This is a genomic window from Caballeronia sp. SL1002, assembly GCF_057814995.1.
Window position 1 is genome coordinate 3,187,907 of record NZ_JBYMUW010000002.1, and the last position, 12,581, is coordinate 3,200,487.

At 62.4% G+C, this 12,581-nt stretch carries 9 protein-coding genes; 7 read left to right on the forward strand and 2 right to left on the reverse strand.

Going from position 1 to position 12,581, the window contains the following annotated elements; all coding sequences use genetic code 11:
- Positions 1-50 precede the first annotated feature (50 nt).
- The 5 genes from ugpB (at position 51) to ugpQ (ending at position 5,033) form a co-directional block, all read left to right on the forward strand.
- Positions 51-1,376 carry a sn-glycerol-3-phosphate ABC transporter substrate-binding protein UgpB gene (gene ugpB, locus AC3D25_RS17195; RefSeq protein WP_488889523.1) on the forward strand — a complete coding sequence of 442 codons (1,326 nt, stop codon included), beginning with the start codon at positions 51-53 and terminating at the stop codon, positions 1,374-1,376.
- A gap of 64 nt (positions 1,377-1,440) precedes the next feature.
- Complete coding sequence (gene ugpA, locus AC3D25_RS17200) at positions 1,441-2,325, forward strand: sn-glycerol-3-phosphate ABC transporter permease UgpA (protein ID WP_488889524.1); 885 nt, start codon at positions 1,441-1,443, stop codon at positions 2,323-2,325.
- A complete protein-coding gene (gene ugpE / locus AC3D25_RS17205) occupies positions 2,322-3,167 on the forward strand; it encodes a sn-glycerol-3-phosphate ABC transporter permease UgpE (protein ID WP_488889525.1) in 846 nt (281 codons plus the stop codon). The genes ugpA and ugpE overlap by 4 nt, the downstream gene beginning before the upstream one ends.
- Before the next feature lie 25 nt (positions 3,168-3,192).
- Positions 3,193-4,278 (forward strand): sn-glycerol-3-phosphate import ATP-binding protein UgpC, encoded by a 1,086-nt coding sequence (locus tag AC3D25_RS17210; protein WP_488889526.1) that lies wholly within the window; start codon positions 3,193-3,195, stop codon positions 4,276-4,278.
- An 11-nt stretch (positions 4,279-4,289) separates the two neighbouring features.
- The gene (gene ugpQ, locus AC3D25_RS17215; RefSeq protein WP_488889527.1) at positions 4,290-5,033 is read left to right on the forward strand and encodes a glycerophosphodiester phosphodiesterase; all 744 of its coding nucleotides are present in this window, start codon (positions 4,290-4,292) and stop codon (positions 5,031-5,033) included.
- 86 nt (positions 5,034-5,119) lie between these two features.
- Here ugpQ and AC3D25_RS17220 read toward each other — a convergent pair whose 3' ends face one another.
- Both AC3D25_RS17220 and AC3D25_RS17225 read right to left on the reverse strand, forming a co-directional pair.
- On the reverse strand, positions 5,120-5,497 hold the full coding sequence (locus tag AC3D25_RS17220; protein WP_488889528.1) for an ElaB/YgaM/YqjD family protein: 378 nt from the start codon (positions 5,495-5,497) through the stop codon (positions 5,120-5,122).
- A gap of 327 nt (positions 5,498-5,824) precedes the next feature.
- The gene (locus tag AC3D25_RS17225; RefSeq protein WP_488889529.1) at positions 5,825-6,547 is read right to left on the reverse strand and encodes an OmpW/AlkL family protein; all 723 of its coding nucleotides are present in this window, start codon (positions 6,545-6,547) and stop codon (positions 5,825-5,827) included.
- Between the two features lie 202 nt (positions 6,548-6,749).
- Here AC3D25_RS17225 and AC3D25_RS17230 point away from each other — a divergent pair, with 202 nt between their 5' ends.
- Together AC3D25_RS17230 and AC3D25_RS17235 are read left to right on the forward strand one after the other, a co-directional pair.
- The gene (locus AC3D25_RS17230) at positions 6,750-7,481 is read left to right on the forward strand and encodes a transposase (protein ID WP_488889530.1); all 732 of its coding nucleotides are present in this window, start codon (positions 6,750-6,752) and stop codon (positions 7,479-7,481) included.
- A 328-nt stretch (positions 7,482-7,809) separates the two neighbouring features.
- A complete protein-coding gene (locus tag AC3D25_RS17235; protein WP_488889531.1) occupies positions 7,810-12,513 on the forward strand; it encodes a glutamate synthase-related protein in 4,704 nt (1,567 codons plus the stop codon).
- Positions 12,514-12,581: the final 68 nt, after the last annotated feature.

Consider the following 12,581-nt stretch of genomic DNA (forward strand, 5'->3'; position numbering starts at 1 on the left):
GCGCGCCAGAGCGGTTTTCTGGCGCCATAAATCCTCAAGGAGATAGTTTGATGAGTTGCAAGCCCCTCTTTCGCTCCATTGCGGCCGCTGCCGTGCTGGCCTTCGGCGCCAGTTCCGCCGCGCATGCCGCGACCGAAATCCAGTTCTGGCACGCGATGGAAGCCGCGCTCGGCGAACGCGTGAACGACATCGCGAAGGACTTCAACGCGTCGCAAAGCGACTACACGATCGTCCCGGTCTTCAAGGGCACCTACGACCAGACGCTCGCCGCCGGCATCGCCGCGTATCGCAGCGGCAACGCGCCCGCGATCCTGCAAGTCTACGAAGTCGGCACCGCCACGATGATCCAGGCCAAGAAGGCCGTCATCCCGGTCTCGGACGTCTTCAAGCAGGCCGGCGTCCCGCTCGACGAAAAAGCGTTCGTGCCGACCATTTCGGGCTACTACAGCGACGGCAAGACCGGCCATCTGATCTCGATGCCGTTCAACAGTTCCACGCCGGTCCTCTACTACAACAAGGACGCGTTCAAGAAAGCGGGCCTCGATCCGGACCAGCCGCCGAAAACCTGGGCCGAGGTCGAAGCGGACGCCAAGAAGCTGAAGGCATCGGGCATGTCTTGCGGTTATTCGTCCGGCTGGCAAAGCTGGATTCAGCTTGAAAACTACAGCGCCTGGCACGGCGCGCCGTTCGCGACGAAGAACAACGGTTTCGACGGCGCCGACGCCACGCTCGAATTCAACAAGCCGCTTCAGGTCGCGCACATCCAGTTTTTGCAGGACATGGCGAAAGAAGGCACGTTCACCTACGTCGGCCGCAAGGACGAACCGGTGTCGAAGTTCTATAGCGGCGACTGCGGGATCATCACGAACTCGTCCGGCTCGCGCGCGACCATCAAGAAGTACGCGAAGTTCGATTTCGGCGTCGGCATGATGCCCTACGACGCGAGCGTGAAGGGCGCGCCGCAGAACGCGATCATCGGCGGCGCGAGCCTGTGGGTGCTGGCGGGCAAGGATCCGGCGGTCTACAAGGGCGTGGCGAAATTCCTCGCGTATCTCGCCTCCGCGCCGGTCGCGGCGAAGTGGCATCAGGACACGGGCTACCTGCCGGTCACGACCGCCGCTTATGAACTGACGCAAAAACAGGGCTTCTACGACAAGAATCCCGGCGCCGACACGGCGATCAAGCAAATGCTGAACAAGCCGCCGCTGCCGTACACGAAGGGCTTGCGGCTTGGCAACATGCCGCAGATCCGCACCGTGGTCGATGAGGAACTGGAGCAAGTCTGGGCGCAGAAGAAGACGCCGAAAGAGGCGCTCGATTCATCGGTGTCGCGTGGCAACGATCTGCTGCGCCGCTTCGAGAAAGCCGGCAGCTAAAGCTCACGGCCGGGCGTTCCAGTTCCAGCCCGGCCGCATTTCCCGCATCGCTCAGGATTCTCCGATGGAAAAGCGGTCTCGTTTCAACACGAGCGTCTTGCCGTATCTGCTGGTCGCGCCGCAACTCGCGATTACCGCGCTGTTCTTCCTGTGGCCCGCCGCCGAAGCGCTTTGGCAAGCCACGCAAAGTCAGGACGCGTTCGGCACGTCGAGCGAGTTCGTCGGGCTTGCCAATTTCAAGCAGCTACTCGGCGATCCGCTCTATCTCGCGTCGTTCAACACGACGATGATCTTTTGCGCCCTCGTCACCGTCTCCGGGCTTGTCATTTCGCTGCTGCTCGCCGCGTGCGCCGACCGCGTGACGCGCGGCGCGAAGGCGTATCAGACGCTCCTGATCTGGCCGTATGCGGTCGCGCCCGCGATCGCCGCCGTGCTCTGGTCGTTCCTGTTCAATCCGAGCATCGGGCTGGTCACGTACGCGCTTGGCAAATATGGGATCGTCTGGAATCACGCGCTCAACGGTTCGCAGGCGATGTTTCTGGTCGTGCTGGCGTCGGTCTGGAAGCAGGTCAGCTATAACTTCCTGTTCTTCTACGCCGGACTTCAGGCCATTCCGCGTTCGCTGATCGAGGCCGCGGCCATTGACGGCGCGGGTCCGGTGCGGCGCTTTTTCGGCATCGCGCTGCCGCTTCTCTCGCCGACGAGCTTTTTCCTGCTGGTCGTCAACCTCGTCTACGCGTTTTTCGACACGTTCCCCGTGATCGACGCGGCTACCGGTGGCGGCCCGGCGCAATCCACACGCACGCTGATCTACAAGATCTACGCGGAAGGCTTTCAGGGGCTGGATATCGGCAGTTCGGGCGCGCAGTCGGTCGTGCTGATGGTGATCGTGGTCGCGCTCACCGTCGTGCAATTCCGGTTCATCGAGCGCAGGGTGCAATACACATGATCGAGAATCGACGCGGTTTTGATATCTTTTGCCACGCGGTGCTGATTGTCGGCGTGATTCTGGTCGTGTTTCCGGTGTACGTCGCATTTTGCGCCGCCACGATGAGCGAACACGAAGTCTTCAGCGTTCCGCTCTCGCTCGTTCCGAGCACGCACTTGTTCGAGAATATCGCGAATATCTGGACTCACGGCAGCGGCAACGCGGCCGCGCCGTTCGGCCGGATGCTCGTGAACAGCCTCGTCATGGCGCTCGTGATCTCGGTCGGCAAGATCGCCGTTTCGATGATCTCCGCCTACGCGATCGTCTTTTTCCGCTTCCCGTTCAAGAATCTAGCGTTCTGGCTGATCTTCGTCACGCTGATGCTGCCGGTCGAAGTGCGCATTTTCCCGACGGTCCAAGTTGTGTCCTCGATGCATCTATCGAACACCTACGCGGGACTCACGCTGCCGCTGATCGCCTCGGCCACCGCCACGTTCCTGTTCCGTCAGTTCTTCATGACGCTGCCGGACGAATTGATGGAGGCGGCGCGGATCGACGGCGCAGGGCCGCTGCGGTTTCTGTGGGACGTGGTTCTGCCGCTCTCCAAAACGAATATCGCGGCTTTGTTCGTGATTACGTTCATTTATGGATGGAATCAGTATCTCTGGCCGATCCTCATCACCAACGAGCAGTCGCTGCAAACCGCCGTGGTGGGCATCAAGAGCATGATTGCTTCGGGCGACACCGCGACCGAATGGCATCTCGTCATGGCCGCGACGCTGCTCGCGATGCTGCCGCCGCTCGCCGTCGTGCTGACGATGCAGCGCTGGTTTGTGCGCGGTCTGGTCGATTCCGAAAAATAACGCTTCTCTGAAAGAAGGCAGGTCGATGGCAGCACTGACTCTCAAGGACGTCAAGAAATCCTACGATGGCAAGCAGTTCGTCCTGCACGGCATCGATGTCGATGTCGCGGACGGCGAGTTCGTCGTGATGGTCGGCCCGTCCGGCTGCGGCAAATCCACGCTGCTGCGGATGGTGGCCGGACTGGAAAGCGTGTCCGAAGGCACGATTTCGATCGGCGACCGCGTGGTGAACAAGCTCGAACCGAAAGATCGCGACATCGCGATGGTGTTCCAGAACTACGCGCTCTACCCGCACATGAGCGTCGCGCAAAACATGGCCTACGCGCTGAAGATCGGCGGAGTCGAGCGCGCGATTATCGAGAAGCGGGTTCAGAACGCCGCGCGCATCCTCGAACTCGAACCGCTGCTGGAGCGCAAGCCGCGCGAATTGTCGGGCGGCCAGCGGCAGCGCGTCGCGATGGGCCGCGCGATCGTGCGCGAACCCGCCGTGTTTCTCTTCGACGAACCGCTGTCGAATCTCGACGCCAAACTGCGCGTGCAGATGCGGCTGGAAATCCAGCGCCTGCACGCGCGCCTGTCCACGACAAGCCTTTACGTCACGCACGACCAGATCGAGGCGATGACGCTGGCGCAGCGCGTGATCGTGATGAATCGCGGGCGGGCCGAGCAAATCGGCGCGCCGACCGACGTCTACGAACGTCCGGCGACGGTGTTCGTCGCAAGTTTTATCGGCTCGCCCGCGATGAATCTGCTCGAAGGGCGCGTGTCCGAGGACGGTTCCGTGTTCGAGGTGGCCGGCAACGGGCCGAAACTGCCGCTGGCCGGCGTGCAGGGCATGGGCGCGGAAATGAACGGGCGGGAGTGGATCGTCGGTATTCGGCCGGAACACATGACGCCCGACCAGCCCGGCATCGCGCATGTCACGTTGAACGTGGATTCGTGCGAACTGCTCGGCGCCGACAATCTCGCGCATGGCCGCTGGGGCAAACACGACGTGGCGGCGCGCTTGCCGCACGCGCATCGGCCGTTGCCCGGCGAGGCGCTGCCGGTCGCGCTGCCCGCGCACCGCCTGCATTTCTTCGATCCGGCGACGGGCCGGCGCGCGAACTGAGGCCAATCGGTATGAAAAACTGGGCTTATCCGCGCGTCGTCGCGCATCGTGGCGGCGGCAAGCTTGCGCCGGAAAACACGCTCGAAGGGATCGACGCGGGCGCGAAGTTCGGCCTGAAAATGGTCGAATTCGACGCCAAACTTTCGTCGGATAATGTCGTTTTTCTGCTACACGACGATCTTGTCGATCGCACATCGAATGGTCATGGCGCAGCTCGCGCGATGACCTACGCGCAGTTGCGCGAACTCGACGCGGGAAGCTGGTTCGACGCGCGTTTCGCCGGCACACACATGCCGACGCTCGCCGAAGTAGCGGCGCGCTGCACGGAACTCGGGCTTGCGGCGAACGTGGAGATCAAGCCGTGTGAAGGGCGCGACGTGGAAACGGGCAGGCTCGTCGCGCTGGAAACGGCGCGTTTATGGGTGAGCGCGGGCGTACCGCCGTTGCTGTCGTCGTTTTCCTATGCGGCACTCGAAGCCGCCGCCGACGCCGCGCCAGACCTGCCGCGCGGCATGCTTTACGAGACGATTCCCGACGGCTGGCGAGCGCAAACCGCGGCGCTTGGCTGTGTGTCGCTGCACGCGAGCCATCGTGCGCTCGACGAACGGATCGTGGGAGATATCAAAAGCGCCGGCTTGCGGATTCTCGCCTACACCGTCAACGATCCCGAGCGCGCGCGCCTTTTGGCGCGATGGGGCGTCGATTCGATCTGCACGGACCGGATCGATCTGATCGGAGGGGATTTCATCGCTTGAGCGAAACAACCACGCCAACAAAAAACGCGCGTCTCGACGCGCGTTTTTCGTTGCGGCTAAGGTAACGCCAAGGTCACGACGGCGTTTTACCGCGCACGTGCCAGCAGCACACCGGCGACCAGCGCCAGACCGCCCACGAGCGCAATGGTCTGCCACGGCTTTTCGTGGAGATATTCGTCGGCGTCGGACGCGGCGGTTTGAGCGCGGGCGCGCACCGCCTGATGCGTGTCGTTCAGGCGCGAACGGGCATTGTCGAGGCGCTTGCTGAGTTGGGCACGAAGCGCAGCGGCATCGGCCTGCGTGCCGTCCGACAGCGTTTCTTCTAGTTCGGCGAGCAGCGTGCGCAACTCGCCGCCGATATCCGTTGCGGCGTCACGGCTATGTCGCGCAATACGGCGGGCGCGGCGGCTCGTGCTGGTCCAGGAATCTCCGATGGCGTCTCGCGTGTTGGGAAGTGCGTTCATTGGATCGCTCCGTCGATGGATGAATCGTGGATGGTCCGCTCGAATCAGCGGGGAAACGAACGATGCAGCAAGTTCGATGCCGATTCGACCCAAGCGTTCCCCGATTTCCTTCGAGCCGTTTAACTATGCGGGTCTGCCGAGTGACGCCCGAACGGGAGAAACAACGCGCGTCGCCGCACGAGCGCCGTGCAAAACCGGTCAGATTTACAACGAAACGATTCACCAAGAGCTGCGCCGGAACCAAAAAAACGCCGCCCACGCAGTCATGCGCGGCGGCGTCCGATTCTTGCTATGTTCTGACCATGCCCGCTAGGACTCCGGAACGGATCAGAAGCGATAACCGATACTCACGTAACTCACGATCGGATTCAGCTTGATGCGCGCTTCCGATTGCACGTTGATGTTGCCGACAGTGTGCGTCGTCGTGTTGAGCGTCGTCGTGACCTTGAGCGGCACGTAGGAGATCGAGAGGCCGGCGAACCAGTGCTGGTCGATCGCGTAAGTGAAGCCACCATTAAATACCGGCGCCCAGGAACGATCCGTGGACACTTCGGTCGGACCATGCAGCAAACCGGATTCGAATGCACTATTGGTGATCTTGGCATCCGAGAACCAGGTGCGCGTCACGCCAATGCCCAGATACGGGCGGAATTTGGACTGCGCGCTGTTGAAGTAGTACTTGAAGAGGAGCGTGGGGCTCCACTGCTTGGCCGTACCGAGCGTGCCGTAGCCTTCGAGCGAACCCGTGCCTTGCAGATCGAACTTGGGCGGAATGCCCATCACGAACTCGGTGGCGATGTGGTCCGTGACGAAATATCCGACAGTCAGGCCGAGCGTGTCGGCGGAATCGAGACCCGCGCCGGTGCCCGGCACGGTGATATCGACGGGTCTACCGCCTACACTGGTTTCTTTGAGCGGGCCGCTGCTGTCCTGCGGCGCGATGTGCAGCCAGCCGCCGGTCACGTAGAACGAGCCCGCGGACTGTGCGTGCGCTGCCGTAGACGCGCAGACGAGTGCTGCGATCCCCGTTATGACTTGTTTTATTTTCAATTTGTGCTCCTCCGAAAAAAGCACGCTCATTATGAACACAACGTTTCAATCTAACCATAGCGCGGCCGTAGAGCGTTTTCCCTAAGAGGAAAACGGCTTTGCGGCCAGGTCGCGCGGCGTTCGAGTGGCGGTTTCCGAACGCTTCGATGCGGCCTCAAGAGAACCTTCGGGTAACTACAACGCGACCTACGGAAAATCCAGCATGGCACGGCTTGCACGACTCTACGTTCCCGAACAGCCGCAGCATGTCATCCTGCGCGGTCTCGACCAGCAGCCCGCGTTTATCGACGACCAGGACTACGAGCTATTCATCGATTGCCTGAAGACGGCCTCGCGCGATCATCAGCTCGCCATCCACGCCTACGCGCTCACGCCGGGCGCCGTCCACCTGCTCGTCACACCGCGCGACGAAACCAGCCTGCCGAAGGCGATGCAAGCCGTCGGCCGGCGCTACGTCGCGCACTTCAACCGCCGCTACATGCGGCGCGGCACCTTGTGGGAAGGCCGCTACCGCGCGACGGTGATCGAAGGCGAGAAGTACTTCCTGCTCGCAAGCCGCGTGGTGGAGATGGCGCCGGTTCGGGCGCAGCTCGTCACCGCGCCGCAGGATTACAAGTGGTCGAGCTTTCGGCACCACATCGGCCAGACGCTGGACCCGCTGATCACCGATCACCCGCTCTACTGGTCGCTCGGCAACACGCCGTTCGAGCGTCAGCATGCGTATCGCGAACTTTGCGAACAGCCGCTCGACGACCGCGAAGCCAACCGTCTGCTGCAGGCCACCCTGAAAGGCTGGGTGCTCGGCAGCGATTCGTACCGGGAATGGGCCGGACGCGCCGCGAACCGCCGCGTCTCGCCTTTGCCGCGCGGACGGCCGCGTAAAGTCCGCGAGACGCCGCAAACGCCGCCTCAGGCTCCGCCTCAAACGCAATAACGGCGGGGTTATCGAAAACCTGAGTTATTTCAAAAAACGGAACACCTAAAACCGGTGTTCCGTTTTTTTTGCGCCGGTTTTGCGCATCCGTGATGTGGCACCAATTAAACGGGGCATTCATGCACCATAAGGATAATAGGTGCCTGATCACTATGTTTTATTTGCCATCCTTTTGATTCGTCGCGTATATTTCGATTTCCGGCGGTTTGGGGCGCACTGCGCCCGGTGCACGACCGGCTTCGCGGCGTCGAACGCTACATAACGGCGTCGCGGGCGATAAAAACATGGTCCAACGGCCCCACGGCCCCTCACAGAACACGGTGTCCCCATGAACGATCATCAGCAACCGATCATCGGTTCGGTTCCCGCCGCGCAGGGCATGTACGACCCCGCGAACGAACACGACGCTTGCGGCGTCGGCTTTGTCGCCCATATCAAGGGCAAGAAGAGCCATCAAATCATTCAACAGGGTCTCAAGATCCTCGAAAACCTCGACCATCGGGGCGCTGTCGGCGCCGATCCGCTGATGGGCGACGGCGCGGGCATCCTGATCCAGATTCCCGACGGTTTTTATCGCGAGGAAATGGCGAAGCAGGGCGTGACGCTGCCGCCGGAAGGCGAATATGGCGTCGGCATGATTTTTTTGCCGAAGGAACACGCGTCGCGGCTTGCCTGCGAGCAGGAACTGGAACGCACGGTGAAGGCCGAAGGCCAGATCGTGCTCGGCTGGCGGGACGTGCCGGTCGACGCCGACATGCCGATTTCGCCGACCGTGAAGGCGAGCGAGCCGCTGATCCGCCAGATTTTCATCGGCCGCGGCAAGGACATCGTGGTGACCGACGCGCTGGAGCGCAAGCTGTACGTGATCCGCAAGACCGCGAGCCACCGCATCCAGGCGCTCAAACTCAAGCACGGCAAGGAATACTTCGTGCCGTCGATGTCGGCGCGCACCGTGGTGTACAAGGGGCTGCTGCTGGCCGGTCAGGTCGGCGTGTATTACCGCGATCTGCAGGACGACCGCTCGGTCTCGGCGCTCGCGCTCGTGCACCAGCGCTTTTCGACGAACACGTTCCCGGCGTGGGAACTGGCTCACCCGTACCGGATGATCGCCCACAACGGCGAGATCAACACGGTGAAGGGCAATGTCAACTGGCTGAACGCTCGCACCGGCGCGATCGCCTCGTACGTGCTCGGCGACGACCTGCCGAAACTCTGGCCGCTGATCTATCCGGGCCAGTCGGACACCGCTTCGTTCGACAACTGTCTCGAACTGCTGGTGATGGCCGGCTATCCGCTCGTCCACGCAATGATGATGATGATCCCGGAAGCCTGGGAACAGCACACGCTGATGGACGACAACCGCCGCGCGTTCTACGAGTATCACGCGGCGATGATGGAGCCGTGGGACGGCCCGGCCGCGATCGCGTTCACGGACGGCCGCCAGATCGGCGCGACGCTCGACCGTAACGGCCTGCGTCCGGCGCGTTTCATCATCACCGACGACGACCTCGTGATCCTCGCGTCGGAGTCGGGCGTGCTGCCGATTCCCGAGTCGAAGATCGTCAAGAAATGGCGTCTGCAGCCGGGCAAGATGTTCCTGATCGACATGGAACAGGGCCGGATCATCGAGGACAAGGAACTCAAGGACAACCTCGCGAACGGCAAGCCGTACAAGAGCTGGATCGACGCTGTGCGCATCAAGCTCGACGAAATCGAGCCGAAAGCGGAAGAAGTCGATTCGCAGCGCCGCGAAGCCGCCGCGCTGCTGGATCGCCAGCAGGCGTTCGGCTACACGCAGGAAGACGTCAAGTTCCTGATGGCGCCGATGGCGCAATCGGGCGAGGAAGCTGTCGGCTCGATGGGCAACGACTCGCCGCTCGCCGTGATGTCGAGCAAGAACAAGACGCTATACCACTACTTCAAGCAGTTGTTCGCGCAAGTGACGAACCCGCCGATCGACCCGATCCGCGAAAACATGGTCATGTCGCTCGTGTCGTTCATCGGCCCGAAGCCGAACCTGCTCGACACCACGAACATCAACCCGACGATGCGTCTGGAAGTGTCGCAGCCGGTGCTGGATTTCCGCGATATCGCGAAGATCCGCGCCATCGACAAGTACACCGGCGGCAAATTCAGCTCCTACGAGCTGAACATCTGCTACCCGGTCGCGTGGGGCAAGGAAGGCGTGGAAGCGCGCCTCGCCTCGCTGTGCGCGGAAGCCGTCGATGCGGTGAAGTCCGGCTACAACATGCTGATCGTGTCCGACCGCAAGATGGACCGCGACAACGTGGCGATCCCGGCGTTGCTCGCGACCTCCGCGATCAACATGCACCTCGTCCAGCACGGCCTGCGCACGAGCACGGGTCTTGTCGTGGAAACCGGTTCGGCGCGTGAAACGCACCACTTCGCGCTGCTCGCGGGCTACGGCGCGGAAGCCGTTCACCCGTACCTCGCGCTGGAAACGCTCGCGCAGATGGCCGAAGGCCTGAAGGGCGACCTGTCGGCCGAGAAGGCGATCTACAACTACACGAAGGCAGTCGGCAAGGGCTTGCACAAGGTCATGTCGAAGATGGGCATTTCGACCTACATGTCCTACACCGGCGCGCAGATTTTCGAAGCGGTCGGCCTGGCTTCGGACCTGATCGAGCAGTATTTCAAGGGCACGGCGTCGAAGGTCGGCGGGATCGGCATTTTCGAGGTGGCGGAAGAAGCGATCCGTCTGCATCGCGATGCGTTCGGCGACAACCCGGTGCTCGCGACCATGCTGGATGCGGGCGGCGAATACGCGTATCGCGTGCGCGGCGAAGAGCACATGTGGACGCCGGATGCGATCGCCAAGCTGCAACATTCGGCACGCAGCAACTCGTATCAGACGTACAAGGAATACGCGCACCTGATCAACGACCAGACGCGCCGTCACATGACGTTCCGCGGCCTGTTCGAGTTCAAGGTCGATCCGCACAAGGCGATTCCGCTCGACGAAGTGGAATCGGCGAAGGAGATCGTCAAGCGTTTTGCGACGGGCGCAATGTCGCTCGGCTCGATCAGCACGGAAGCGCACGCCACGCTGGCGGTCGCGATGAACCGCATCGGCGGCAAGTCGAACACCGGCGAAGGCGGCGAAGACGCGAGCCGGTATCGCAACGAATTGCGCGGCATTCCGATCAAGAACGGCGACACGATGAAGTCGATCATCGGCGATGAAGTCGTCACCGATATTCCGCTGAAGGACGGCGATTCGCTGCGCTCGAAGATCAAGCAGGTCGCGTCTGGCCGCTTCGGCGTGACGGCGGAGTACCTTTCGTCCGCCGATCAGATCCAGATCAAGATGGCGCAGGGCGCGAAGCCCGGCGAAGGCGGCCAGTTGCCGGGTCACAAGGTGTCCGAGTACATCGGCAAGCTGCGTTATTCGGTGCCGGGCGTCGGCCTGATTTCGCCGCCGCCGCACCACGACATCTATTCGATCGAAGATCTGGCGCAACTGATTCACGACCTGAAGAACGCAAATTCGTCGGCGAGCATTTCGGTGAAGCTGGTGTCGGAAGTCGGTGTGGGCACGGTCGCCGCCGGCGTGGCGAAGGCGAAGGCGGATCACGTCGTGATCGCGGGCCATGATGGCGGAACCGGCGCGTCGCCGCTGTCGTCGCTCAAGCACGCGGGCACGCCGTGGGAACTGGGCTTGGCCGAAACGCAGCAGACGCTGGTGCTGAACCGTCTGCGCGGCCGGATCCGCGTGCAGGCCGACGGCCAGATGAAGACCGGCCGCGACGTCGTGATCGGCGCGCTGCTCGGCGCGGACGAATTCGGTTTCGCGACGGCGCCGCTGGTTGTCGAAGGCTGCATCATGATGCGCAAGTGTCACTTGAACACGTGCCCGGTCGGCGTCGCGACGCAAGATCCGGTGCTGCGCGCCAAGTTCACCGGCCAGCCGGAACACGTCGTGAACTTCTTCTTCTTCGTCGCCGAGGAAGTGCGCGAAATCATGGCGCAACTGGGTATCCGCAAGTTCGACGACCTGATCGGTCACGCTGAACTGCTCGACATGAAGAAGGGCGTCGAGCACTGGAAAGCGAAGGGGCTCGATTTCACGCGCGTGTTCTATCAAGTGCCGCAGAACGGCGAAATCCCGACGCGTCACGTCGATGTGCAGGATCACGGTCTGGAAAAGGCGCTGGATCACGTGCTGATCGAGAAGTCGAAGGCGGCCATCGAGAAGGGCGAGCACGTCTCGTTCATCCAGCCGGTGCGCAACGTGAACCGCACGGTCGGCGCGATGTTGTCGGGCCTGATCGCGCGTCAGCACGGCCACGACGGCCTGCCGGACGACTCGATCCACATCCAGTTGAAGGGCACGGCCGGCCAGAGTTTCGGCGCGTTCCTCGCGAAGGGCGTGACGCTCGATCTCGTCGGCGACGGCAACGACTACGTCGGCAAGGGCTTGTCGGGCGGACGGATCATCATCCGTCCGACCAACGATTTCCGCGGCAAGTCGGAAGAAAACATCATCTGCGGCAACACGGTGATGTACGGCGCGATCGAAGGCGAATCGTATTTCCGCGGCGTCGCGGGCGAGCGCTTCTGCGTGCGTAACTCGGGCGCGACGGCGGTTGTCGAAGGCACGGGCGACCACGGCTGCGAATACATGACGGGCGGCACGGTCGTCGTGCTCGGCGAAACGGGGCGCAACTTCGCGGCGGGCATGTCGGGCGGGATCGCGTTTGTCTACGATCCGGAAGGCACCTTTGCCGGCAAGTGCAACAAGGCGATGGTCGCGCTCGATCCGGTTCTGCAGCAAGCCGAACAGGAACGCACGGTCGATAAAGCGCTGTGGCACGAAGGCAAGACCGACGAAGCGCTGCTGCGCGCGTTGATCGAGCGTCACTTCCAGTTCACCGGCTCGCCGCGTGCAAAGGCGCTGCTCGAAGGCTGGGACGCATCGCGCCGTCAGTTCGTGAAGGTCTTCCCGACCGAGTACAAGCGCGCCCTCGGCGAGCTTGGCGCGAAGAAAGCGAAAGACGCGATCGCGGCCTGATCCGGCGAATCGACTCAATCGACTCAAATAGAAGAGTTCTTCGGCGCCACGCGTCGGAGAACAAGTTC

Bases quoted from the DNA above. Each gene is read 5' to 3' on its own strand.
- AC3D25_RS17230 (WP_488889530.1), top strand. From the start codon at position 6,750: ATGGCACGGCTTGCACGACTCTACGTTCCCGAACAGCCGCAGCATGTC.
- ugpQ (WP_488889527.1), top strand. From the start codon at position 4,290: ATGAAAAACTGGGCTTATCCGCGCGTCGTCGCGCATCGTGGCGGCGGC.
- ugpE (WP_488889525.1), top strand. From the start codon at position 2,322: ATGATCGAGAATCGACGCGGTTTTGATATCTTTTGCCACGCGGTGCTG.
- ugpA (WP_488889524.1), top strand. From the start codon at position 1,441: ATGGAAAAGCGGTCTCGTTTCAACACGAGCGTCTTGCCGTATCTGCTG.
- ugpB (WP_488889523.1), top strand. From the start codon at position 51: ATGAGTTGCAAGCCCCTCTTTCGCTCCATTGCGGCCGCTGCCGTGCTG.
- AC3D25_RS17235 (WP_488889531.1), top strand. From the start codon at position 7,810: ATGAACGATCATCAGCAACCGATCATCGGTTCGGTTCCCGCCGCGCAG.
- AC3D25_RS17210 (WP_488889526.1), top strand. From the start codon at position 3,193: ATGGCAGCACTGACTCTCAAGGACGTCAAGAAATCCTACGATGGCAAG.
- AC3D25_RS17220 (WP_488889528.1), bottom strand. From the start codon at position 5,497: ATGAACGCACTTCCCAACACGCGAGACGCCATCGGAGATTCCTGGACC.